This is a genomic window from Brevundimonas vesicularis (assembly GCF_014204545.1).
Lineage (GTDB): Bacteria > Pseudomonadota > Alphaproteobacteria > Caulobacterales > Caulobacteraceae > Brevundimonas > Brevundimonas vesicularis_B.
Map to the genome: position 1 here is coordinate 669,619 of NZ_JACHLJ010000001.1, position 23,196 is coordinate 692,814.

The 23,196-nt window shown below is 66.1% G+C and carries 22 protein-coding genes; 6 read left to right on the forward strand and 16 right to left on the reverse strand.

The window, feature by feature from the left end; all coding sequences use genetic code 11:
- The first annotated feature begins 42 nt into the window (after positions 1-42).
- From HNP47_RS03360 to lexA, 4 genes are all read left to right on the forward strand, one after another.
- Entirely contained in the window at positions 43-633 is a 591-nt protein-coding gene (locus HNP47_RS03360) for an aminodeoxychorismate/anthranilate synthase component II (RefSeq protein WP_184278334.1), read from the forward strand.
- Positions 634-635: 2 nt separating this feature from the next.
- Positions 636-1,673, forward strand: coding sequence for an anthranilate phosphoribosyltransferase (trpD, locus tag HNP47_RS03365; protein ID WP_184278335.1), 1,038 nt, complete (start codon positions 636-638; stop codon positions 1,671-1,673).
- Positions 1,670-2,464 (forward strand): indole-3-glycerol phosphate synthase TrpC, encoded by a 795-nt coding sequence (gene trpC, locus HNP47_RS03370; RefSeq protein ID WP_184278336.1) that lies wholly within the window; start codon positions 1,670-1,672, stop codon positions 2,462-2,464. Before trpD ends, trpC begins: the two co-directional genes overlap by 4 nt.
- Before the next feature lie 118 nt (positions 2,465-2,582).
- Positions 2,583-3,281 (forward strand): transcriptional repressor LexA, encoded by a 699-nt coding sequence (gene lexA, locus HNP47_RS03375; protein WP_039247444.1) that lies wholly within the window; start codon positions 2,583-2,585, stop codon positions 3,279-3,281.
- On the opposite strand, the gene HNP47_RS03380 is transcribed toward lexA, so the two are convergent.
- A complete protein-coding gene (locus HNP47_RS03380) occupies positions 3,262-5,367 on the reverse strand; it encodes a ComEC/Rec2 family competence protein (RefSeq protein WP_221414901.1) in 2,106 nt (701 codons plus the stop codon). The two genes, lexA and HNP47_RS03380, sit on opposite strands and share 20 nt — an antisense overlap.
- Positions 5,368-5,446: 79 nt before the next feature.
- On the opposite strand from HNP47_RS03380, the gene gltX reads away from it, so the two are divergent.
- Positions 5,447-6,862 (forward strand): glutamate--tRNA ligase, encoded by a 1,416-nt coding sequence (gene gltX / locus HNP47_RS03385; protein ID WP_184278338.1) that lies wholly within the window; start codon positions 5,447-5,449, stop codon positions 6,860-6,862.
- Between the two features lie 66 nt (positions 6,863-6,928).
- Positions 6,929-8,230, forward strand: a complete 1,302-nt coding sequence (gene gltA / locus HNP47_RS03390; protein ID WP_184278339.1) for a citrate synthase — start codon at positions 6,929-6,931, stop codon at positions 8,228-8,230.
- Between the two features lie 56 nt (positions 8,231-8,286).
- Here the strand turns inward: gltA and HNP47_RS03395 are convergent, their stop codons facing one another.
- From HNP47_RS03395 to tsf, 15 genes are all read right to left on the reverse strand, one after another.
- Entirely contained in the window at positions 8,287-9,279 is a 993-nt protein-coding gene (locus HNP47_RS03395; RefSeq protein ID WP_311770015.1) for an FUSC family protein, read from the reverse strand.
- A gap of 2 nt (positions 9,280-9,281) precedes the next feature.
- A complete protein-coding gene (gene lpxB, locus HNP47_RS03400) occupies positions 9,282-10,451 on the reverse strand; it encodes a lipid-A-disaccharide synthase (RefSeq protein ID WP_184278341.1) in 1,170 nt (389 codons plus the stop codon).
- Positions 10,448-11,287, reverse strand: coding sequence for a UDP-2,3-diacylglucosamine diphosphatase (lpxI, locus tag HNP47_RS03405; RefSeq protein WP_184278342.1), 840 nt, complete (start codon positions 11,285-11,287; stop codon positions 10,448-10,450). Before lpxI ends, lpxB begins: the two co-directional genes overlap by 4 nt.
- On the reverse strand, positions 11,284-12,072 hold the full coding sequence (lpxA, locus tag HNP47_RS03410; RefSeq protein ID WP_184278343.1) for an acyl-ACP--UDP-N-acetylglucosamine O-acyltransferase: 789 nt from the start codon (positions 12,070-12,072) through the stop codon (positions 11,284-11,286). Before lpxA ends, lpxI begins: the two co-directional genes overlap by 4 nt.
- Complete coding sequence (gene fabZ / locus HNP47_RS03415) at positions 12,072-12,566, reverse strand: 3-hydroxyacyl-ACP dehydratase FabZ (protein WP_409360147.1); 495 nt, start codon at positions 12,564-12,566, stop codon at positions 12,072-12,074. Before fabZ ends, lpxA begins: the two co-directional genes overlap by 1 nt.
- Positions 12,563-13,576, reverse strand: a complete 1,014-nt coding sequence (gene lpxD / locus HNP47_RS03420; protein ID WP_184278345.1) for a UDP-3-O-(3-hydroxymyristoyl)glucosamine N-acyltransferase — start codon at positions 13,574-13,576, stop codon at positions 12,563-12,565. Before lpxD ends, fabZ begins: the two co-directional genes overlap by 4 nt.
- A 7-nt stretch (positions 13,577-13,583) precedes the next feature.
- Complete coding sequence (locus tag HNP47_RS03425) at positions 13,584-14,189, reverse strand: OmpH family outer membrane protein (RefSeq protein WP_055753512.1); 606 nt, start codon at positions 14,187-14,189, stop codon at positions 13,584-13,586.
- A 32-nt stretch (positions 14,190-14,221) separates the two neighbouring features.
- Complete coding sequence (gene bamA / locus HNP47_RS03430) at positions 14,222-16,681, reverse strand: outer membrane protein assembly factor BamA (protein WP_184278346.1); 2,460 nt, start codon at positions 16,679-16,681, stop codon at positions 14,222-14,224.
- A 29-nt stretch (positions 16,682-16,710) separates the two neighbouring features.
- On the reverse strand, positions 16,711-17,928 hold the full coding sequence (locus HNP47_RS03435; protein ID WP_184278347.1) for an RIP metalloprotease: 1,218 nt from the start codon (positions 17,926-17,928) through the stop codon (positions 16,711-16,713).
- 27 nt (positions 17,929-17,955) lie between these two features.
- On the reverse strand, positions 17,956-19,152 hold the full coding sequence (gene dxr / locus HNP47_RS03440) for a 1-deoxy-D-xylulose-5-phosphate reductoisomerase (RefSeq protein ID WP_184278348.1): 1,197 nt from the start codon (positions 19,150-19,152) through the stop codon (positions 17,956-17,958).
- Positions 19,149-19,967 carry a phosphatidate cytidylyltransferase gene (locus tag HNP47_RS03445; protein ID WP_184278349.1) on the reverse strand — a complete coding sequence of 273 codons (819 nt, stop codon included), beginning with the start codon at positions 19,965-19,967 and terminating at the stop codon, positions 19,149-19,151. The genes dxr and HNP47_RS03445 overlap by 4 nt, the downstream gene beginning before the upstream one ends.
- On the reverse strand, positions 19,967-20,740 hold the full coding sequence (uppS, locus tag HNP47_RS03450; protein ID WP_017503963.1) for a polyprenyl diphosphate synthase: 774 nt from the start codon (positions 20,738-20,740) through the stop codon (positions 19,967-19,969). Before uppS ends, HNP47_RS03445 begins: the two co-directional genes overlap by 1 nt.
- 37 nt (positions 20,741-20,777) lie before the next feature.
- Positions 20,778-21,335 (reverse strand): ribosome recycling factor, encoded by a 558-nt coding sequence (gene frr / locus HNP47_RS03455; RefSeq protein WP_055753507.1) that lies wholly within the window; start codon positions 21,333-21,335, stop codon positions 20,778-20,780.
- A gap of 39 nt (positions 21,336-21,374) precedes the next feature.
- The gene (gene pyrH, locus HNP47_RS03460; RefSeq protein ID WP_045811327.1) at positions 21,375-22,109 is read right to left on the reverse strand and encodes a UMP kinase; all 735 of its coding nucleotides are present in this window, start codon (positions 22,107-22,109) and stop codon (positions 21,375-21,377) included.
- A 126-nt stretch (positions 22,110-22,235) separates the two neighbouring features.
- A complete protein-coding gene (gene tsf / locus HNP47_RS03465) occupies positions 22,236-23,177 on the reverse strand; it encodes a translation elongation factor Ts (RefSeq protein ID WP_055753506.1) in 942 nt (313 codons plus the stop codon).
- Between the last annotated feature and the right edge of the window lie 19 nt (positions 23,178-23,196).

A 23,196-nucleotide genomic window follows, 5' to 3' on the forward strand; every position in this document is an offset into this window, starting at 1 on the left:
GCCCGCTTGGCGCGGACGCGCGTCACGCCTAGAAGCCAAGCCATGATCCTCGTCGTCGATAACTACGACAGCTTCACCTACAATCTCGTCCACTACCTCGCGGAGTTGGGCGCACCGACGCATGTGGTGCGCAATGACGACCTGACGGTGGACGAGGCGTGGGCGCTGAAACCCGCCGCCGTCCTACTGTCGCCCGGCCCGTGCGCGCCCGATCAGGCGGGGATCTGCCTGCCGTTGATCACGACCGCGCCAGAGTCGATGCCAATTCTGGGCGTGTGCCTGGGTCATCAGGCCATCGGCCAGGCCTTCGGCGGCGACGTCATCCGCGCCAAGACCCTGATGCACGGCAAGACCTCGCCGATCTTGCATGAGGGCCAGAGCGTCTTCGCCGGCCTGCCCTCGCCGTTCACCGCCACACGCTACCACTCGCTGGCGGTCAAGCGCGAAACCCTGCCCGATTGCCTGGAGGTCACCGCCTGGACCGCCGACGGCGAGATCATGGGTTTGCAGCATCGCACCCGCCCGATCCACGGCGTGCAATTCCACCCGGAATCCATCGCCACCGAACACGGTCACGACATGCTGGCCAACTTCCTGGATATCGCCGGCGTAAAGCGCCTCGCGGCCGCCTGACCATGGACGACGGGTTCAAGCCGATCCTCGCCCGGCTGGTCGGGGGCCATGCCCTGACGTCCCAGCAGGCGCACGACTTCTTCGCCGCCTGCCTGCGCGGCGAGCCGACCCCGTCGCAGGTCGCCGCCGCCGTCACCGCCATGCGGATGCGCGGCGAGACCGTGGACGAGATCACCGCCTTCGCGGGCGCCATGCGTGAAGCCGCCCTGACGCTGGATCATCCCTATGAGGTGATCGACACCTGCGGCACCGGGGGCGACGGTCAGCACACCTACAATATCTCGACCGCCGCAGCCCTGGTTCTGGCCGGAGCGGGCCTGAAGGTCGCCAAGCACGGCAATCGGGCGATGTCATCGAAATCAGGGTCTTCAGACGTCTTGTCGATCCTGGGCGTGAACCTGATGGCGTCGCAGGCGCAGCAGAAGAAGGCGCTGGATGAGGCCGGTATCTGCTTCCTGTTCGCCCCTGCCTATCACGGGGCGATGCGTCATGTCGGGCCGGTGCGAGCCGAGATCGGTTTTCGCACTGTATTTAACCTGTTGGGACCGCTTTCGAACCCGGCGTCTGCAAGGCGACAAGTCATGGGCGTCTATGATCCGCGCCTGCTGGAGCCGCTGGCCGAGGTGCTGGGCCGGCTCGGCGCCACCCGGGCCTGGACCGTTCACGGCCAAGGCCTAGACGAACTGGCGACTTCCGGCCCCACGGACGTCGCCGAATGGAAGGACGGTGTGGTTCGCCGCTTCCAGGTCACGCCCGAGGACGCCGGCCTGCCGCGCGCCTCTATCGCAGACATTCGCGGCGGCGACGCCGAGGAGAACGCCGTCGCACTGCGCGCGCTTCTGGCCGGCGCGGCCGGACCCTACCGCGACATCGTGCTGCTGAACGCGGCCGCCGCCCTCGTGGTGTCGGACCGCGCGGCCGATCTGGCCGAGGGCGCCACGCTCGCCGCTGCCGCCATTGACGACGGTCGAGCCGCCGAGGCGCTGGATCGCTTGGCGCGCATAACCTCCACGCCGTTGGAAAGCGAAGAGTCCGAATGACCGACGTTCTGGACCGCATCGCCGCCTACAAGCGCGAGGACGTTGCCGCCCGCAAGTCGGCGACCTCGCAGGACGCGATCGAAGCCTTGGCCCGCGCCGCTTTGGCCCCGCGCGGCTTTCGCGCCGCCCTGGAGCGGGTCGGAGAGGAAACCGGTCGTCCCGCCCTGATCGCCGAGATCAAGAAGGCCAGTCCGTCCAAGGGCCTGATCCGGCCCGATTTCAATCCGCCGGCCCTGGCCCGCGCCTATGAGGCCGGCGGCGCGGCCTGTCTGTCGGTGCTGACCGATGCCCCCAGCTTCCAGGGCGACGACGCCTATCTGGGCCAGGCCCGCGAGGCCGTCGCCCTGCCCTGCCTGCGCAAGGATTTCCTGGTTGATCCCTGGCAGGTCGCCGAAAGCCGCGCCCTGGGCGCCGACTGCATCTTGATCATCTTGGCCATGGTCGATGACTGGTTGGCCGCCGAGTTGCTTTCGGAAGCCGAACGCTTTGGCATGGACGCGCTCATCGAGACCCACGACGAGGAAGAAATGGCCCGCGCCTGTGCGCTCGGCGGCGATCTCGTGGGGGTCAATAATCGTTCGCTCCGCACGTTCGAGGTCGATCTGGAAACCACAGAACGGCTGTCGATGCTCAGCCCCGTTCGGGCTCTGCTGGTCGCCGAGAGCGGCATCTTCACGCCCGACGACGTGGCGCGCGTTTCGGCTGCCCATGCCCAGGCGATCCTGGTTGGCGAGAGCCTGATGCGGCAGGCCGATGTCGAGGCGGCGACCCGTCAGTTGCTGGCCGTTTGAGCCAAGACGCGGCGGCAAGCCTCGCCGTTAAGTTGACATTAGCAAGGAACACTTACAGAACATCGACAAATGTTCACGGCCCGTTCCGATTCGTCGGCGGGCGCATGAGGGCCTGGCGATGCTCACGCGCAAACAGCACGAACTGCTGATGTTCATCCACGAACGCATCCAGGAGACCGGCGTCTCCCCTTCGTTCGACGAGATGAAGGAGGCGCTGGATCTGGCTTCCAAGTCCGGCATTCACCGGCTGATCACGGCCCTTGAGGAACGCGGCTTCATCCGCCGTCTCGCTCATCGCGCCCGCGCGTTGGAAGTCACTAAACTGCCCGAACAGGCGACGGCCGGCGCGCCGCGCGGTCGCGCCGGGTTCAAGCCCGACGTCATCGAGGGCGGCGGGGGTGTCCGACCTGCGGCCCCGATGGCGGCCAACGACACCCGCGAGTTGCCGCTGATGGGCAAGATCGCCGCCGGGACGCCGATCGACGCGATCGAGCATGAAACCGCCCGCTATCCGGTTCCGGAGTCGATGCTGGGCTCGGGCGAGCACTACCTGCTGGAGATCGAAGGCGACTCCATGATCGAGGCGGGCATCCTGAACGGCGACATGGTGGTGATAAAATCGACCGACAACGCCGCCTCCGGCGAGATCGTTGTGGCCCTGGTGGAAGGCGAGCAGGCGACGCTGAAGCGCCTTCGCAAGAAGGGCGCCTCGATCGCGCTGGAACCCGCCAACCGCAACTACGAGACCAAGATTTACGGCTCGGATCAGGTCGCGGTTCAGGGCAAGCTGGTCGGCCTCATGCGCCGGTATCACTGACGTCCGGATCGGACTGACGCGTCCAGGGGCGGTCGCCGCGAATGTCGGCCGTCCACACCGCGCGCCATCGATTCGGCTCGCCCGAACGGACACGCCACAACTCCACCGCCCCGCCTCTGGCGAAATCGATGCCGTCGAGCACCAGTCGATCCTGACAAGCGCTTGGGATCGATGTGAGGACCGCGCGCACGCTGATGACGAGCGCCGCGCGGCATAGGGCCACCATCTGGTCCAGACCGGGAGCCTTACGTCCCCACCAGATCGCGACAGGACCGACTTGCTCAGTCTCTGGCCGACAAGAAAAGCGCTCGCAAGCCCAGCCCGTCGCCGGCCGATCCATCATGGTCAGGCCGCGCCGACGCGACCACAGATCGACGGCGAACTCTCGGACGCCGGGCCTGACGACGACCGCCTCCTTCTCGCGGTGAAATGCGGCGTTTGTCCCCCCGTCTCCGATCCACAGATCCGGCGTCGGCGCGCGTGGCCAGACCAGAACGGCCGCCGCCAGCGGCAGGCCCAGCCACCTCAGTCGTCCCTGCCACAGACAGACGAACAGCACTCCCAGGAAGGCGATCGGCAGGACATAGTCCGGCGCGCTGGCCACCGTCCGCACCGCCCCCGGCAGCCCCGCCGTCCAGGTTCCGATCGCCAGCATCAGATCGACGCCCCATCCCGCAACCGCCAGGAAAGGCCCGCCCAATCCCAGCGGCTCCAACGCCGCGCCGATGGCCAGGGCCGGCATCAGGATGAAGTCTGCGACTGGCGACGTGCCCAGGTTCGCCAACAGCCCGTACATGGCCGTGCGATTGAAATGCTGCATGGCGAACGGCCCGGTCGCCAGCCCCGCCACGACGCTGGCCGCCAGGGCCGCCGTCAACCAGCCGCCGAACCGCTGGATCGCCAGAATCGGCCACGGGGCGGAAATCTCTCGCGTCCGCTTGGGCCAGGCCTCGACCAGGGCGACCAAGGCGGCGGTCGCCGCGAACGACATCTGGAATCCCGGCGTGACGATGGCTTCCGGCTGGATGGCCAGGACGATGAAGGCCGCAACGGCCAGGCCATGCATCGTCACCGCCTGCCGATCCAGCAGGATGGCCAGGAAGGCGATGGAGGCGGTGATGGCCGCTCGCTCGGCCGGGGGCGGCGCACCCGACACCACCAGATAGACGCCCACCGCCGTCAGTCCCGCCACGGCCGCGACCTTCTTGCCGTGAACCCTCAAGGCCAACCAAGGCCAAGCCGCCACGCCCAGACGCACGGCGAAGAAGACGAAACCGCCGACAATGGCCATGTGCAGCCCGGACACCGAAAGGATGTGCGCCAGGCCCGAATCCCGCATGACGTCCATATCCTCCTGACTGATCCAGGTCTCGTGGCTGGTGGTCATGGCGGCGGCGATTCCGCCAGTCCGCTCGCCCAGGCGCGCCACGATCCGCTCCGCCAAGGCATAACGCGCGCCATTTACGGCCATCGCCAACCGAAGCCGCCATGGGGGCGGCGCGAGATCAGCCGACCGCGTCTCACCCAGGGCGAAGGCCACACCGCCCATGCCCTGGAAAAAGGCGTTGCGGCCGAAATCATAGGCGCCGGGGCTGGCCGGCGCCGGTGGGGGATTGAGGATGCCGAAGAGACGGATCGCCTCGCCTGGTCTGGGCGGTTCGCCTCGCACCGTCGCCCGCAAACGCACGGGCGTTTGATCTGGCGTAAGCCCCCGTACCCAGACCGGTGCAATCACGATCCGCGCGCCCCTCTGGCCAGGACTGTCGACGTCCACGACCCAGGCCTCGATCACGGTCGGCTCGCTCATTGCGGGCGCGATGGGCGCGGCGACCATTTCGGTGCGGACCTTGGCGGCCGCCAAACCGCCGGCGACACAGGCCAGCATCAACAGCGGCCAGGTCAGACGCCGCGCCCATCCCCGCCGTCTCGCCGCGATCCAGGCTGAAAAGGCGACGACTGCGCCCAGCAACAGAGGCCACAACCCCGGCTCGGCACGCAGGGCGAAATAGACCGCAGCGCCGGCGCCGAATGCGACCGGCGTCCACAACCGCCATCGCAGCGTCTGTGCCGCGACCTCCTCCCCCAACCACGCGCGCAATCGCGCGGCGGGGGTAGGCTTTGCCGCGTCGGGGCGTATAAGGGCCTCGCTTACGGACCCATCGCCTATGACCTCACCCTCCTCGACTGTCGTCACCCGCTTCGCCCCCTCGCCGACAGGCTATCTGCATATCGGCGGGGCGAGAACCGCTTTGTTCAACTGGCTGTACGCCAAGAGACACGCTGGGCGTTTCCTGATCCGGGTCGAGGACACCGACCGCGAACGCTCGACCGATGAAGCGGTGAAGGCGATCTTCGACGGCCTGAGCTGGCTGGAGCTGTTCGCCGATGAAGAGCCGGTGTTCCAGCACAGCCGCGCCGACCGCCACCGCGAGGTGGTCGATCAACTGCTCGAAGCGGGCCACGCCTACCGCGACTTCACCTCTGCCGAGGACACGGGCCGTCTGCGCGACGAAGCCAAGGCCGAGAAACGCACCTTCGAATCGCCTTGGCGCGACCGCGAGCCCACGGTCGATGACCTGGCCCTGCCCCACGTCGTGCGCTTCCGCCGCCCCAAGGCGACGACCGTCACCGTCGCCGACGAGGTCCAGGGTTCGGTCAGCTGGTCCACCGAAGATCTCGACGACCTGGTGCTGCTGCGCTCGGACGCCGCACCGACCTATAACCTCGCCGTGGTGGTCGATGACCACGACATGGGTGTGACCCACGTCATCCGCGGCGACGATCACCTGAACAACGCCGCCCGCCAGAGCCTGATCTACGACGCCCTGGGCTGGACGCGTCCGACCTTCGCCCACATCCCGCTGATCCACGGTCCGGACGGCGCCAAGCTGTCGAAACGCCACGGGGCCCAGGCGGTCCACGAATATGCCGAGATGGGCTACTTGCCCGAGGCCATGCGCAACTATCTGGCTCGCCTGGGTTGGTCCCACGGCGACGACGAATTGTTCAGCGACGCCCAGGCCATCGAATGGTTCGATCTCGCCGGCATCGGCAAGGCGCCGGCCCGCTTGGACTTCGACAAACTGGCCCACGTCAATTCGCACTGGCTGCGTCTCGCCGACGACGAGCGGCTCGCCAAGCTCACACTGGATGCGCATCTGCAGAAGGGCCACGCCCTGGCGGAGGCGGACGAAGCCCGGCTTCAGCGCGCCATGCCTTTCGTCAAGGACCGCGCCAAGACGATCCTCGATCTGGCCGACCAAACCGCCTTCGTACTGAAATCGCGCCCGCTGACCCTGGACGACAAGGCGAAGGCGCTGCTGTCCGGTGAGACGCTGGATCGCCTCGCCCGCCTGCGCGAGCGGCTGTCCCTGTTCCAATCCTGGGATGTCTTTGCGCTGGAAGCCGAGCTCAAGGCCTTTGCAGAATCCGAGGGCGTTGGGTTCGGGAAAATCGGCCCGTCGATGCGCGCGGCCATTACCGCAGGGTCAACATCACCTGATATTGCACGAACTTTGTCGGCTCTTGGGCGCGACGAAAGTCTCGGGCGCTTGGATGATGCGCTGCAACAGACTAAGTGATCACCCACAAACCAAAAAGCGGCCGACGCCTCCCCGCGCCTGGACGTGTGATGCAAAGGGGCATTCATGACTGAACAAGCCAAACCCGCCGGCTCGGCGACCCTGTCCTTCGAGGACAAGACGATCGAGTTGCCGGTCCTTTCGGGCTCCACCGGCCCGGACGTCATCGACATCCGCAAGCTCTATGCGGGAACCGGCGCCTTCACTTTCGATCCCGGCTTCACCTCGACGGCGGCCTGTGAATCGGCTCTGACCTATATCGACGGCGACGCCGGCATTCTGCTTCATCGCGGCTATCCGATCGACCAGCTGGCGTCGAAGTCGAACTTCGTGGAGGTCTGCCATCTGCTGCTGCACGGCGAACTGCCGACCGCCGCTCAGTACGAAAAGTTCGAAAACAGCATCACCACCCACACGATGCTGCACAGCCAGTTCGATCGCTTCTTCGAAGGCTTCCGCCGCGACGCCCACCCCATGGCCATCATGGTCGGCACCGTCGGCGCCCTGTCGGCCTTCTATCACGACAGCCTTGACATCCACGATCCGATCCAGCGTGACATCTCGGCCATTCGCCTGATCGCCAAGATGCCCACGATCGCGGCCCGCGCCTATAAGTACCACGTCGGCCAGCCGTTCGTGTCGCCGCGCAACGACCTGTCCTACGCTGAAAACTTCCTGCGCATGTGCTTTGCCGTGCCGGCCGAGGACTATCACGTCGATCCGGCCCTGGTTCGCGCCATGGACCGCATCTTCACCCTGCACGCCGACCACGAACAGAACGCCTCGACCTCGACCGTGCGTCTGGCCGGTTCGTCGGGCGCCAATCCGTTCGCCTGTATCGCCGCCGGCATCGCCTGCCTGTGGGGCCCGTCGCACGGCGGCGCCAACGAAGAGGCGCTGACGATGCTCAAGGAAATCGGCACCCCGGACAAGATCCCGGAGTTCATCCAGGGCGTGAAGGACCGCAAGTACAAGCTGATGGGCTTCGGCCACCGCGTGTACAAGAACTACGACCCGCGCGCGAAGGTCATGCAGCAGTCGGCCTATGAAGTGCTGGCCGCCACGGGCCGCGAAAACGACCCGCTGTTTCTGGTCGCCAAGGAACTGGAGAAGGTCGCCCTGTCGGACGAATACTTCACCTCGCGCAAGCTGTTCCCGAACGTCGACTTCTATTCGGGCATCACCCTGTCGGCGATGGGCTTCCCGACCACCATGTTCACTGTCCTGTTCGCCTTGGCCCGCACCGTGGGCTGGATCTCGCAGTGGCAGGAAATGATGGCCGATCCGTCGCAGAAGATCGGTCGCCCGCGTCAGCTCTACACGGGCCCGACCCAGCGCGATTACGTGCCGATCGAACAGCGCGGCTGATACGAAAGCTGAAATGCAAAACGCCGGGGAGACATCCCCGGCGTTTTTCTTTGTCGTCAGACCAGCTTCAGATCCGCGAACCGTGCAGCCAGGTCGTCCAGATCGCGGTGCATATGGGCCACGCCGATCGCAGCAGCGCCCAGAGCCACATCGTCGCCCTCGACGGCCATGGACAGGGCCAGGCTTTGGTCGATTGCGCCCATGGGCTGGGCGGCCCTGCCATCAGACAGAGACTTGAGTTGTTCCACCGCACTCTCCGCGTCCTGCGACCAGGGATCCAGCCGGGCGCCAGCGCCCTCGGCCTGGAAACCACGCCCCAAGATGACGATGTCGCTGCGCACGCGCCAGAAGGCGCGCACGAGCGCAGCCCGATCCGCCGTCTCGCGTTGCGGACCGGGCAGATCGATGACGTTCTTGGCCGCCTGACCCAGCGCATCCAGTCGTCGCTTCAGATCGGCATGACGGCGCGAAATCTCGGAGGCATCCGCCGGGGCGGCCTTTGAGACCAAAGCCAGCAGCCCCGCCGCTTCGCCCGCCGCCTCGCGCGCCTGAAGCTTGAAGGATTGCCTGGCATGGCGCGGAAACAGAGCCAGAATCGCCAGAACCCCCACGCCGCTGCCGACCAGAATTTCCATGACCCGATCGAGCGCGAGGGACGCCGGCCCTTCCGCGCCCGTCCCGCCGGCGATGACGATAGTCGCCGTCACGGGCGCGACCTTCAGCCATGGCCGCCCGGTTGCAAAGAAGGCCAGCAGGCCCGCCGAGACGGCGATGCTGAGGGCCATGCTTTCCAGGCCCGGCGGACGAAGGAAGGCGAACACCGCCCCCGCCAGCGCTCCGGTCGCCGTGCCGATGGCCCGGTCGCGCGCAACGGTCAAAACGCCGCCGCCGACGCTCGCCTGGATGACGACGATGGCGGAAATCACGCTCCAGTAGGGGTGCGGCAGGTTCAGCCAAGTCGCGAGATAGAGCGCGGCCATCGCACCTACCGCCATCTGAAGCGCGGCGCGGACCTCGGCCGCACGTCGCGGACTGCGCGCCCGCGCCATCGTCAGCTCGCCGACTTGTCGGCGATGACCTTCAGCACCGCGTCGGCAGCCAGTTCGGACGGGTCCGGTCCTCCGCGTCCCATCAGGTCCAATGCCGCCGTCTGGCGACGTGCCTGCTCGGCCGCCAAGGCCGGGTCGGCCAGCAGCCGCCCGACCGCCGCCGTCAGAATGGCCGGGGTCGCCTCGTGCTGGATAAACTCGGGTGCGATCCGGTCGTCAGCCGCGACGTTGAACAGGGTGATGTGTTTGGCCGTCACGAACCGCTTCATCAGCTGATAGCTGAGCCCGTCGATCTTGTAGGCGATGACCATCGGCGCGCCCGCCAGCGCCAGTTCGGTCGACACGGTGCCGCTGGTGGCCAGGGCGACGGTCGCGGCGCGCATGGCGTCATACTTTTCGGCTTCGTCGACCAGGTGAACGCGGAAAGGCCAGGCGGCGACGCGGCCAGCAACGTCGTGAGCCACCGTCCCCGCGGCGACCACGGCGACTTCCAGACCGGAGTTGGTGGTCTTCAGTTTTCTGACCGTCGCCTCATAGACGGGGGCCATTCGGGTGATCTCACTGGGCCGGCTGCCGGGCAGCACCAAGAGAAGCTGCACATCGGCCGAGATCCCACGACGCGCGCGGAACGCTGCGCCGTCCGCACCATCCACGTTCACATGAAGCGCAGACGAACCGACCACGGTCGTCGGCAGGCCCTCGCGCTCGAACCAGGGCGCATCAAAGCCATAGAGGGCCAGCAAATGATCGACGGCGCCCGCCAAGGTCTTGGCCCGGCCCGGCCGTGAGGCCCAGACCTGAGGCCCGACATATTTGATCAGCGGCAGGTCCGGCCGCGCGGCCCGGATCGCCTTGGCCACACGGATGGTGAAGCCCCAACTGTCGATCAGCACAACGGCGTCGGGCTTTTCCCGCTCGGCCAGCGCCGCCGTCTGCTCGACGCGCCGCTTGACCTTGCCATAGGCGCGCAAACCCTCGATCCAGCCCAGGATCGACAGTTCGACGATGTCGAACGGGCTGACCACGCCTTCGGCCGCCATCTTGGGCCCGCCGACGCCGACAAAAGCCACGTCGTCCCTCAACCGCACCTTCAACGCCTTGGCCAGACCGGCGCCCAGCGCATCGCCCGAAGCCTCGGCCGCCACCAGCATGATCTTCAGCGGACGGCTCACCGAGCCTCGCCCCAGACGAACAGGCCCAGACGGTTCGCCGTCTCGACGATGGCCGCGCGATCGATCAGGATCAAACGTCCGGCCACGCCGCCGATACCCGCCAGACCCGCCGCCGCCGCCATTTCGACCGTGCGCGGTCCGATCACGGGCATATCGACGCGCAGATCCTGGATCGGCTTGGGCGCCTTGCCGAGCGCGCCCTTGGGACTATCGACCGCTCCACGCAAGTCGGCGGACAGATTGGCGACGCGGGTCAGCATCGCGTCCGTGCCTTCCTGCGCCTCAACCGCAAGGACCAGGCCGTCACAGACCACAGCGCCCTGACCGATATCCAGTTCACCTGATTTTTCGGCGACATGCAGCGCCTTTTTCAGATCGTCTAGCTGCTCCTTGGTCGGCGAGACGTCGCCCAGCGCGCCTGCGCCAAGCGTGTCGCCGCCGAGAATGTCGTCGGCGCCCTCGACGGCGAATCCTTCGGCCTCGAACACTGACAGGATCTTTCGCAGCAGGGCGTCGTCGCCCTTGGAGGCGGCGGCGACGATGCCCGGCAACAGGGTCGCCCCTTTGAAGTCGGGTCTCAACGTCTTGAAATCCGGCCGATTGACGATGCCGGCCAGACACACGGTCGTGCAGCGCTCTAACTTCAACGCCTTCAGGATCGCGCCGATCTGCGCCATGCCGAACTCGGCGCCGGGCCAGCGCGCCAGATGCTCGTCCGCGAACCCCGCCAGCCGGATCACGAAAACCGGCCGCCCGAGCGCATCGCAACGCGCCGCGACGGCCGCCGGAAGATCGCCGCCGCCTGCGATCAGACCCAGCTTTCCAGCCGCGCTCATTCCGCGTTGGGCAGGCACAGCGGACGCCGCCCGCCGTCGCGGATGAAGGCGATGATCTCCATGATCTCCGGCAGGTCGGCATAGCGTTCCGCCACGCCATCGATCCGACCGGCGAACTCGCCGTCGCCCTCGAACAGATCGCGATAGGCCGCGAGCAGGCGCCGCACCTGATCCTTGCCGTAGCCCTTGCGCTTCAACCCGATCAGATTCAGCCCACGCAGCCGCGCATGATTGCCCCAGGCCGAGCCATAGGGGATGACGTCACGCGTCACCGCCGCCAGACCGCCGATGATCGCGCCCTGCCCGACGCGGCCGTTCTGGTGCACAGCGCACAGTCCGCCCAGAAACACCTTGTCCCCGACCTGAGCATGACCGCCCAAAGTCGCGTTGTTGGCCATGACCACATTGTCGCCGACGACGCAGTCGTGACCGACATGGGCACCGGTCATGAACAGGTTGTTCGAACCCACGACCGTGACGCCCGTCCCCTGCGGCGTGCCTCGATTGAAGGTGCAGTGCTCGCGGATCAGGTTGTTCTCGCCGATCTCCAGCCGAACCGTCTCACCCTTGTAACCATTGTGCTGCGGGTCGCCGCCGATGACGGCGAACGGATGGATGACCGTCCCGCCCCCCACGGTCGTGTCCTGCTGGACCACGACATGGCTGACCAGGCGCACACGGTCGCCCAGCACCACATTCGGTCCTACCGTGCACCAGGGGCCGACCTCCACACCCTCGCCCAATGTCGCCGTCGCGTCGATCACAGCGGTAGGATGAACGGTCATCACGCCTCCGGCCTAGGCGAGGGCGTGGGCACAGTCACGACCATGGCCATGAACTCGGCTTCGGCCGCCAGCTTGCCGTCGATGAAGGTCTCGCCCCGGAACTTGTAGGCGTCGCCCCGCGCGCGGATCACCTTAACCTCCATGCGCAGTTGGTCGCCGGGCCGCGCGGGCTTTCTGAAGCGAACTCCGTCGATCGACATGAACATGATGACCTTGTCGGCCACGGCGACATCCAGCGTCTTGGACATCAGCAGGGCGCCGGTCTGGGCCATGGCCTCGACAATCAGCACGCCGGGCATGACGGGATCGATCGGGAAGTGACCGGGGAAGAAGGGCTCGTTGTGGGTGACGTTTTTGATGCCGACGATCGATGTCGCGGGCACGAAGTCTTCGGCCTTGTCCACCAGCAGGAAGGGATAACGGTGCGGCAGCCGCCGCATCACCTCGGCGTAATCGATCTTGCCTTCGACGGCAGTCGTGTCGCTCATCCCTATGATTCCTTCGGAGCCTTCTTCGATGAGGCCTGTTTGGCGAGCCAGACCGTCTCGCGCAAGAACTGTCGGATCGGGCGCGCCGGATAACCCGACCAGGTCTCACCGGCGGGAACATCGGACAGCACACCGGCTCCGGCCGCGACGCGCGCGCCCTCGCCGATCGTGATGTGGTCGCCAATTCCCGCCTTGCCGCCGAAGATGACATTGTCGCCCACGGTCACCGAGCCCGAGATGCCGGTATTGGCGACCAGCAGGCAGTTACGGCCGATGACGCAGTTGTGGCCGACCATGACCAGATTATCGATCTTGGTGTTTTCGCCGATGACCGTGTCGTCATAGGCGCCGCGGTCGATGCAGGAGTTGGCGCCCACCGTCACGCCGTCCTGAAGGATGACGCGGCCCAGTTGGGGAATATCCATGACCCCCGTCGCTGTCCCCGTGGCGCCAAAGCCCGCTTCGCCGATCCGGGCGCCGGCATACAGCTTCACCCGGTCGCCAATCAGGGCGAAGGCCACGCTGACGTTGGCGCCGATCACGCAATCACGGCCGATCTGCACGCCGGGCGCGATGACGCTGTTGGCGCCGATGCGGGACCCGCGACCGATGCGAACGCCTTGCCCCAGGATCGCGCCGGGTTCGACCACGACGCTGTCGTCCTCGCCCGCCTCGTCGCGGGTGATCGCCTTATCCAGAAGTATGGGCCGATGCAGCGCCAGCGACGCCTTGGCCCAGGCGGCTTGAGGCGTGCGCGAGACGATGACCGCGGCGGCCGACGGCGCGGCGTCCTTGGCTTCAGCCGGCACGACAACACAGCCGGCCTGCGTTGTCGCCAGCGCGGCCGCGAACTTGCGGTCGCCCAAGAACGCGATCGCGCCCTCGTCCGCAGAGGACAAGGGCGCGACGGAGGCGATCATGCGATCCCCTCCCCGCTCGACCTCGCCACCGATCTGGGCCGCCAGATCGGCGACGCTGAGGGGCGACAGGGTTTCGAAAAAGCGGGGATCGGGCATCGACGACTTAGTTGGCGGCGGCCGGTTGAGCCTGCGTCTGAGCCGGCACGGCCATACGGTTGAAGCTCAGCGTCGGCAGGGCCGTGTTCAGGCGCTGGATCGCCAGGTCGGTGACGTCCATTGCCGGGTTCATCATGAAGACGCTCTCCCGGTCCAACAGCAGGCCGCAGCCCTTTTCCTGATACAAAGCGGTCAGGATCGGCGAGACAGCCTCAGTGATGGCTTGGCGTTGCATGCCCAGGGTGTAGCGCAGTTCGTTTTCACGCGTGGCTTCCAGCTGTTGCGCCTCTTGCGCGCGCTGCTGCAGAGCCTGACGACGCTGTTGCAGTTGGTCGGCTGGCAGGCTCGAACCCGAGGCTTGCAGCTGTTGGGCGTCCGACTGGATGGACGTGGCGTAAGGTTGCAGTTCACCCTGAACTTCCTGGGCCAGCTGTTGCATGCGGGCTTCGACGGCTTGGCCGGCCGACGACTGGGCCAGCAGACGCGCGTTGTAGTAAACGCAGACGCCGGGGATGACCGGGCCGGGATTGGCGGGCGCGCCGGCCTGTTGCGCCGAGGCGGCGGTGGCGATGAGCGAAGCAGCGGCGGTCGCCGCGATGATCAGAGCTTTCATGGTGTTTCCTCGTGCGGTCGAAAAAGCCGCGATTAGAACTGAGTGGAGGTCGAGAAGCGGAAGGATTCCGTCTTGTCGTATTCTTCCTTGGACAGAACCTTGGAGATGTCGAAGCGGATCGGACCCATCGGCGACTTCCAGTGGATGCTGATGCCGGCCGATGCACGCAGCGACAGCTCGTCGGCGATATTGGTGTTCACCGTTCCGGTGGACGTCAGCTTGTAGCGATCATCCAGCACGCCCAGCGTACCGACATCGGCGAACAGCGAGGTCTTGATGCCGTACTGCTCGGGCAGATAGTTCGGCAGGGTCAGCTCCACCGTGCCGATGGCGTAGAAGTTGCCGCCCAAGGCGTCGGTCGTATTCAGGTCGCGTGGCCCCATACCGGCCGTCTCGAAGCCGCGGAAGCTGTTGCCGCCCTTGAAGAAGCGGTCGTTGATGCGGATCGGATCGCCGTTCCAGCCGCTGACGTAGCCAGTCGAACCCTGAACGCTGACGATCCAGCTCGGCGTGAAGCCGTAGTACCAGCTCGCATCAGCCTCGGTCTTCACATAGTTCACATCGCCGCCCAGACCCGCAAGGTCCTGACGCAGCGACCCAGCCCAGCCGCGCGTCGGACGGATCGGATCGTTGGTGTAGTTGACCTGAAGCGTATAGCCGACCGAAGAGTTGATGAAGCTGCCCACTTGATCGCACAGCGCCGATGACCCTTGACCAACGCCGGAGCAGAAGCCCGTCGGCACGATGATCTCATCGGACTTCAGGAAGTAGCGGGTGCTGAGCAGCATATTGCCGTTCAACGGATAGGACAGACGCAGGCCCGCGCCGGTCGAGCGATAGTCGTACGACGAATATTGGCTCAGATCGTAGCGCGAGTGGAACAGGTCAAAGCCGGCGCGCAGATCACGTCCCAGGAATTTCGGCTCCGTGAAGCGGAAGTCGACCTGCTGACGCAGCGAACCCCATTCCAGACGGGCGACCACGTTCTGGCCGCGCCCACGGAAGTTCCGCTCCGAGATGCCCAGGTTGACCGTAAAGGAGTCGACAGAGCTAAAGCCCGCACCGACGGACAGCTCGCCGGTGGGCTGTTCCTGAACGTTGACGTTGATGACCGAACGGTCCGGCGCACTGCCGCGCGTTTCCTCGACCGTCACGTCCTTGAAGAAGCCCAATGCGCGCAGGTTGTTGCGCGAGCGCTCCATCAGGGCGCGGTTGAAGGCGTCGCCCTCGGTCAGCAGCAGTTCGCGGCGAATAACCGGGTCGATCGTGCGCGTGTTGCCGACCACATTGATGCGATCGATGTACACCCGCTGGCCCTCGGACACGTTGAAGGTCACATCGACCGTGTCCGTCTCGGGATTGGCCTTATAGGTCGGATTGATTTCGACGAAGGCGTAACCGGCCGAACCCGCCGCGAAAGTCAGGGCGTCGACCGCCTGCTCGATCTTGTCGCTTTCGTACAGCTGGCCTTCCCGGATCGGCACCAGAGCCTTCAGGAAGTCGGCGTTCAGGCGGTCGTTCTGGGTGACGACCTTGATCTCACCGAAGTTGTACTTGTCGCCTTCGTTCAGCGTCAGCGTCAGCTGGAACGCCTGATCGTCCGGCTGCAACTCGGCGACCGAAGACACCACGCGGAAGTCGTAATAGCCGCGGTTGGTGTAGAACTTCCGCAACTGCTCCTGATCGTATTCCAGGCGGTTGGGATCGTAGTTGTCGTTGTTGGAGAAGAACTTCCACCAGGTCGACTTCTCGGTGACCATCACACCGCGCACATCACGATCGGAAAACGCCTCGTTGCCCAAGACGTTGATGGCGCTGATGCCGGTCTGCGGGCCTTCGTTGATTTCGAAGATCACATCGACGCGGTTCTGTTCCAGCTGGACCAGCTTGGGTGTCACGGTCGCAGAGATGCGGCCCTGCAGGCGATACAGTTCGACGATGGCGCCGACGTCTTCCTGGACCTTGGCGCGGGTATAGATGCCGCGCGGCGCCAGGGTCACTTCCTTGGTCAGCTTGTCCTTGGACAACGCCTTGTTTCCCTCGAACACCACCTGGTTGATGATCGGGTTCTCGACGATCTGGACGATCAGGTCGCCGTTCTGGATGCCCAGTTGCACATCGGCGAACAGGCCCGTGCGCGACAGGGTGCGCACCGCGACGTCCAGCACCGAGGCGTCGACCGCATCACCGGGGCGGATCGGCAGGTAGGACAGGACCGTCGTCTGGTCGATCCGCTGCGCGCCCTGAACGATGATGCGGTTGATCGTGATCGTCTGCGGCGCAGCAATCTCGACACGCGGTTCGGCGGCGCTCGCCGGGGCCGTCTGGGCTGGCATTTGAGCCGGCGCAGCAGGCGTCGTCGTCGCCGGCGCGGTCTGGGCCGGCGCAGTCTGCGCCAGCGCAGGCGCGCCCAGCCCAGCAGCGACCGCCAGAGCCAGCAGGCTGGAGCGGGCGCTCAGTCGAACGGCGGCGCGAGAGGTCATGTCATTCATTCGGGAAACCGTCGGGGGCTGGCGTCGGCTCACGAGACGAGCCCGCCGAGGAATTGGAAGATATTGAGCTTCTGTAGGTCGTTCCACGTTGCGAACAACATAAATCCCGCCAAAAGCGCAAGGCCTGCACGATAGCCCATCTCCTGGAACCGCGCCGACACAGGCTGTTTCGCCACAGCCTCATAGCCGTAGAAAAGCAGATGCCCGCCGTCGAGGACCGGAATGGGAAGCAGATTTAGAAAGCCGATTCCGATCGAAAGTATGGCGGCCAAGGTTGTCAGAGTCAGGATCAGGTTGATCGCCATCGCGCCAGGCGCTGGATTGGCCTCAACCGCAGCCGTGGTCAGCGAGCCCGTCGCCTTGGCCATGCCCAACGGACCGCTGAACTGATCGCCCGACTCGCGGCCCGTCGCCAGGCGTCCGAGGTAGGTCAGGGTCGAGCCGATGACGTCGGCCGTCTGGCGCGCGCCCTCGGCGACAGCCTCGACGGGGCCATAGCGCACATGGCGGACATCGCCGGCCAACGAGCCCAACCCCAGCCCGATGCGGCCGACCTTGACCCGTCCGGCGATGGGGTCGTTTTCCTCGCGACGTTCCGGCGTGGCGACCAGCTCGACAGGACGCCCGGCGCGCTCGACCTTGAAACGCACAGGATCACCGGTCGAGAGCATGACGGTGCGGGTGACCGCGCTTCCGTCCTTGATGGCCTTGCCGTTCACCTCGGTGATCAGGTCACCGACCTGGAACCCGGCGGCGGCAGCCGGCGATCCCGTTTGCACCTGAGCCACACGCGCGGGGCGCAGGGACACACCGACGGCCATGAACACGACGGCGAAGATGGTGATGGCCAGGATGAAGTTGGCGATGGGCCCGGCCGCGACGATCAGGGCGCGCTGCCACACCGGCTTGAAGTGGAAATAGTCGCGCTCGGCGCCGGGCCCACGTTCGGCGACCACGCGGCTGCGCAGTTCGTCCAGTCCGGCCCGGTCGGGCACGCTGGACGCATCCAGATCGCCCGAGAACTTCACATAGCCGCCCAGCGGCAGCCAGCCGAGACGCCATTCGATGCCGTGACGATCGGAGCGGCTGGCCACAGCCTTGCCGAAGCCGACCGCGAACCGGTCCACCTTCACGCCAAAGGCGCGCGCGACAAGGAAGTGACCCAGTTCGTGGATGGTGACGATGAAGGTCAGCACCAGCAGGAACGAGGCGATGGAGATCAGGACCTGACCCAGGACGCCCAGCATTCGAAAATCGTCTCCCCTGGCCTGCTGTCAGGCCGCATTCGCAAGGCCGGCGATGACGCTCTCGGCCATTCGACGCGTCTCGGCGTCGACCGAAAGGGCCGCGCCGCAGGCGTCTCCAGAACCGAAAGCCATCCCCGCTTTCGTCGCACGCTCAAGGGTTTCGGCGACGACTGCGGCAATATTGAGAAACGCCAGCTTGCGGTCAAGGAAGGCGAAGGCGGCGACCTCGTTGGCGGCGTTGAACACGGCCGGGGTCGCGCCGCCCGCCTTCAGGGCCTGACGCGCCAGATGGAGGGCGGGAAAGCGCGTCATATCGGGCGCTTCGAACGTCAGCCGACCTAGCGCAGCCAGATCCAGCTTGGGCGCCGGCCACGCGATCCGATCCGGCCAAGCCAGCGCGCAGGCGATCGGCGTGCGCATATCCGGCGGTCCCATCTGGGCCAGGGTCGAACCATCCACATATTCCACAAGGCTGTGGATGATCGATTCGGGGTGCACCACGACGTCGATCCGATCCTGCGGCATATCGAACAGATAGGCCGCCTCGATCATCTCCAGGCCCTTGTTGGCCATGGTGGCGCTGTCGACTGAAATCTTGGCGCCCATGCTCCAGTTGGGGTGGGCGACGGCCTGTTCGGGCGTGATGCCGACCATCTGCTCACGCGGCGTCTGGCGGAACGGTCCGCCCGATGCGGTCAGGATCAGCTTGGCAACCCGCTCAGGCACTTCGGCCGGAAACACCTGGAAGATGGCGGAATGCTCGGAATCGACGGGGATCAAGCGCCCCCCTGCCCGCCTGACGCGTTCGATCAGGGCCGGGCCGCAGCAGACCAGGCTTTCCTTGTTGGCCAGCGCCAGGGTCGCGCCCGTTCCCGCCGCCGCCCAGGCGGACTTCAAACCCGCCGCTCCGACGATGGACGCCATGATCCAGTCGGCAGGTCGCGTCGCCGCCTCGACGATGGCGGCGTCGCCAGCGGCGACAGAGACGTCCGTGCCGGACAAGGCGTCACGCAGTTCGTCCAATCGCGCTGGATCGGCGGTCACGGCCAGCTTGGGCCGCCAGCGCTTGGCCTGCTCGGCCAGTTTGGCGATGTTGGCGCCGCCCGTCAGGGCCTCGACCTCGAACGCGCCCGTGCCCGTCGCCTCGGCTTGAGCCATCAGGTCCAGCGTGGAGGCTCCGACCGATCCGGTCGCGCCAAGCACGGTGATGCGACGCCGGATCACGCCCCGCGCTCCAGCATCAGGACGGTCAATCGGCCAGCCGCGACGACCACGACCGCGAACATCAGGCCATCGACGCGGTCCAGCAGGCCGCCGTGGCCAGGAATGGTGTTGCCCGCGTCCTTGACCCCGAACCGTCGCTTCAGCGCCGATTCCCACAGATCGCCCGCCATGGTCGCCAAGGCCCCCGCAAAGCCCAGCACTGCGCCCCAGACGACGCTCAAGGCGCCCATATTGACCCAGGCCGTCATGACGGCGCCCGCAACCGCGCCGGCCGCAACGCCGCCGATGAACCCGGACCAGGTCTTGTTCGGCGAGAAGCGCGGCCACAGCTTGGGTCCGCCAAAGGTGGATCCCGCCAGATAGGCCACGATATCAGCCGACCAGGCGACGGCGAAGACCAGCACGGTCCAATGCAGGCCGATCAAACTGTCGACGTCACGCAGCCAGATCAGCAGGACCGAAGGCCAGCCGAGATAGAGCACGCCATAGGCGGCATCCAGCGCCTCCTGCCCTCGACTTCGGGCATAGACCCCGGCCGCGACCGCGCCGAACACCAGCATGATGAAGGCGACGGACATGGCGCCGAAATGGGCGCTGATCACCGCCGCCACGACGCCGAAGCTGACGGCGCCGCCCATGACGCGGCGCGCATGGGGCGCACTCATCGCCGCCCATTCGAACGCCAGGACGACGCTGGCGACGATCATCAGCCCCAGGAACCACACGCCGCCGCCCCACGTCGCAGCGACAGCGGCGGGCGCCAGCACGACGGCGGACGCAGCCCTGAGGGCGATATCTCGACCCTTGACCGCCATCAGGCCGTCGCGCGCTCAGGCGCAATCACGCGTCCGCCGAAACGGCGATCGCGCTGACCAAAGGCCGAGATCGCCTCAGCTAGGGCCTTCGGGCCATAGTCGGGCCACAGGATGTCTTGGAAAACGAGCTCGGCGTAGGCAGCCTCCCACAACAGAAAGTTCGACAGCCGCTGCTCGCCCGACGTGCGCACGATCAGGTCAAGCGGCGGCGAGCCCGCCGTGGCGAGGCCTGAGGTCAGGATCGCCTCGTTGAAAGGCTCGACCGTCTCGCCCGCCAGCACCCGCTCCATATGGCGACGCGCCGCGTCCACTAGATCCGCCCGACCGCCGTAGTTGAAGGCGACCTGCAATAGGAAACGGTCGTTATGGGCGGTCTGAGCCTCGGCCCGTTCGATGATGGCGGCGATGTCGGCCGGCAGTCCTTCGCGTCGCCCCAGGATCTTCAGCCGGACGCCGGCCTTGGTGAGGCGGGCCAGATCGCTGGCGACGTAGGACCGCACCAGTCCCATCAGGTCTGACACTTCGTCCTCGGGACGGCTCCAGTTCTCGGTCGAGAAGCCGAACACCGTCAGGCAATCGATGCCCAGATCCGGCGCCGCCTGGATGGTGCGCTTCAGCGCCTGGACGCCCTCACGGTGGCCCAGGGCCCGCGGCAGGCCGCGCGCCTTCGCCCAGCGTCCATTGCCATCCATGATGATGGCGACGTGGCGCGGGCCGTCCTGACCCTGCTTGTCTGGGCTTTGGCCTGAAGGCGCGGCGCGGTCTGCCGTCATCTGTCGTGCGATCCCTTCCGGACCCAGCCGTTTCGCCTCAGACCTGCATGATCTCTTGTTCCTTGGTCTTCAAGGTCTCGTCGATGCGCTTGATGGCCGCGTCGGTGTCCTTCTGGACCTCGGTCTCCATCTTCTTTTGCTCGTCCTGGCTGATCTCGCCCGCCTTCTCGGCCTTCTTCAGGTCGTCGTTGGCGTCGCGGCGGACGTTGCGAACCGAGATCTTCTGCTGCTCGGCGTATTTGCCGGCCAGCTTGACCAGATCCTTGCGGCGTTCCTCGGTCAGGGGCGGCACCGGAATGCGCAGGGTCTGGCCGTCCACGATCGGGTTCAGGCCCAGGTTGGCGTTGCGGATCGCCTTTTCGACGGCAACCACCATGCCCTTGTCCCAGACGCTGACGCTGATCATGCGAGGCTCTGGCACGCTGATGGCGGCGACGGCGGTCAGGGGCGAGGCCGAGCCGTAGGCTTCGACCCGCACGGGCTCCAGAAGACCGGCGTTGGCGCGGCCGGTGCGCAGACCGCTGAACTCTTCCTTCAGGGCGGCGACGGAGCGATCCATGCGGTCGCGATAGGTCTTCAGTTCAGGCTTTGCCATGGTCTTGGTCTCTCTTGTCTTTCCTGGTCAGGCGAACGTTCAGGCGACGTCCTGAATGACCGTGAACGTGCCTTCGCCGGTCAGGGTCCGGCGCAGCGAATTGTCTTCCCGAATGGAGAAGACCACGATCGGTATGCCCGTGTCGCGCATCATGGCGATGGCCGAGGCGTCCATGACCCGCAGATCCTTGGCCAGCACGTCCTGATAAGACAGCGTCTCGTAACGCGTCGCGTCGGGATCCTTCTTCGGGTCGGCGGTATAGACCCCGTCCACGCTGGTGCCCTTCAGCAGGGCGTCACAGCCCATTTCCGCCGCACGCAATGCCGCGCCCGAGTCAGTAGTGAAGAACGGTGCGCCCACGCCGGCGGCGAAGATCACAACCCGACCCTTTTCCAAATGACGCAGGGCGCGACGGCGGATGTAGGGTTCGGCGATGGCCGCCATCGGGATGGCGCTCTGCACGCGGGTCGACACGCCGATCTTCTCCAGCGCCGACTGCATGGCTAGGGCGTTCATGATGGTCGCCAGCATGCCCATATAGTCAGCCTGGGCGCGCTCCATGCCGGCCGCCGCCTTGGACAGGCCGCGGAAGATGTTGCCGCCGCCGATGACTAGGCAGATTTCCACGCCTTCGGCCGCGACGTCCGCGACGGCCTTAGCCACAGCATCGACGGTCTTCATATCGACGCCGAACGACTGGTCGCCCATCAGCACCTCGCCCGACACCTTCAGCAGGACGCGTTTGTAGCGGAAGGTCGAGGGGGCGTCGGGCATGCGGGAAGGTCCGTTTGACTGCGGCGCCATTGAATCAGGCGGCTTCTTATAGACGAAAGGCGCGCCGGCCATCAAAGCCGAACGCGCCCTTCTGATACAAAACCCTCACGAATGAGGGGAATGTTTTTAGTTGCCGCCCATCATGGAGGCGACTTCCGACGCGAAGTCGGGGCCTTCGACCTTCTCGACGCCTTCACCCAGCGCCAGGCGGACGAAGCCGGCCAGGTGCAGGTTGGAGGAGCCCAGTTCCTTGGCCGAGTTGGCGACCAGTTGTTCGATGGTCACGTCCGGATCCATGACGAACGGCTGCTTGGACAGCACCACGTCCTTCTGGAACTTGTTGATCTGACCTTCCACGATCTTGGCGATCATGGCTTCCGGGCGACCTTCTTCCTTGGCCTTTTCGGTCAGAACGGTGCGTTCCTTCTCGATGGCTGCGGGGTCCAGGTCGTCGGTGTTCAGCGACAGCGGCGCGGTGGCGGCGACGTGCATGGCGATCTTGCGGCCCAGTTCGCGAAGCGCGGTCTTGTCGCCCTCGCCTTCCAGCGCCACCAACACGCCGATACGGCCGACGCCCGGCGAAACCGCGTTGTGGACGTAGGTCGAGACAACGCCTTCCGAAACCGACAGGCGGGCGGCGCGGCGCAGTTGCATGTTTTCGCCGATGGTGGCGATCATGTTGGTCACTTCGTCCTGGACCGTCTTGCCGGCTTCCAGTTCGGCGCCGTGCAGGGCCTCGACCGAGTGGTGCTCCAGACCCAGTTGGGCGAACGACTTGGCAGCGTTCTGGAACAGCTCGTTACGGGCGACGAAGTCGGTTTCGGCGTTGAACTCGATGGCGGCGGCGACTTCGCCCTTGCCGTCTTCCTTCGACGCGACGGCGACCAGACCTTCAGCGGCGACGCGGTCGGCCTTTTTAGCGGCCTTGGACAGGCCCTTGGCGCGCAGCCAGTCGATTGCTGCTTCGATGTTGCCGTCGTTTTCGACCAGCGCCTTCTTGCAGTCCATCATGCCGACGCCCGAACGCTCGCGAAGCTCCTTCACGAGGGCGGCAGTGATCTCGGCCATGTTCTTCTCCTTGGGGGAT

Bases quoted from the DNA above. Each gene is read 5' to 3' on its own strand.
- HNP47_RS03445 (WP_184278349.1), bottom strand. From the start codon at position 19,967: ATGGCGGTCAAGGGTCGAGATATCGCCCTCAGGGCTGCGTCCGCCGTC.
- HNP47_RS03435 (WP_184278347.1), bottom strand. From the start codon at position 17,928: ATGCTGGGCGTCCTGGGTCAGGTCCTGATCTCCATCGCCTCGTTCCTG.
- gltA (WP_184278339.1), top strand. From the start codon at position 6,929: ATGACTGAACAAGCCAAACCCGCCGGCTCGGCGACCCTGTCCTTCGAG.
- tsf (WP_055753506.1), bottom strand. From the start codon at position 23,177: ATGGCCGAGATCACTGCCGCCCTCGTGAAGGAGCTTCGCGAGCGTTCG.
- HNP47_RS03425 (WP_055753512.1), bottom strand. From the start codon at position 14,189: ATGAAAGCTCTGATCATCGCGGCGACCGCCGCTGCTTCGCTCATCGCC.
- uppS (WP_017503963.1), bottom strand. From the start codon at position 20,740: ATGACGGCAGACCGCGCCGCGCCTTCAGGCCAAAGCCCAGACAAGCAG.
- gltX (WP_184278338.1), top strand. From the start codon at position 5,447: ATGACCTCACCCTCCTCGACTGTCGTCACCCGCTTCGCCCCCTCGCCG.
- lpxD (WP_184278345.1), bottom strand. From the start codon at position 13,576: ATGCCCGATCCCCGCTTTTTCGAAACCCTGTCGCCCCTCAGCGTCGCC.
- frr (WP_055753507.1), bottom strand. From the start codon at position 21,335: ATGGCAAAGCCTGAACTGAAGACCTATCGCGACCGCATGGATCGCTCC.
- pyrH (WP_045811327.1), bottom strand. From the start codon at position 22,109: ATGCCCGACGCCCCCTCGACCTTCCGCTACAAACGCGTCCTGCTGAAG.
- lpxI (WP_184278342.1), bottom strand. From the start codon at position 11,287: ATGAGCGCGGCTGGAAAGCTGGGTCTGATCGCAGGCGGCGGCGATCTT.
- trpD (WP_184278335.1), top strand. From the start codon at position 636: ATGGACGACGGGTTCAAGCCGATCCTCGCCCGGCTGGTCGGGGGCCAT.
- lexA (WP_039247444.1), top strand. From the start codon at position 2,583: ATGCTCACGCGCAAACAGCACGAACTGCTGATGTTCATCCACGAACGC.
- bamA (WP_184278346.1), bottom strand. From the start codon at position 16,681: ATGAATGACATGACCTCTCGCGCCGCCGTTCGACTGAGCGCCCGCTCC.
- HNP47_RS03360 (WP_184278334.1), top strand. From the start codon at position 43: ATGATCCTCGTCGTCGATAACTACGACAGCTTCACCTACAATCTCGTC.
- trpC (WP_184278336.1), top strand. From the start codon at position 1,670: ATGACCGACGTTCTGGACCGCATCGCCGCCTACAAGCGCGAGGACGTT.
- HNP47_RS03395 (WP_311770015.1), bottom strand. From the start codon at position 9,279: ATGGCGCGGGCGCGCAGTCCGCGACGTGCGGCCGAGGTCCGCGCCGCG.
- lpxA (WP_184278343.1), bottom strand. From the start codon at position 12,072: ATGACCGTTCATCCTACCGCTGTGATCGACGCGACGGCGACATTGGGC.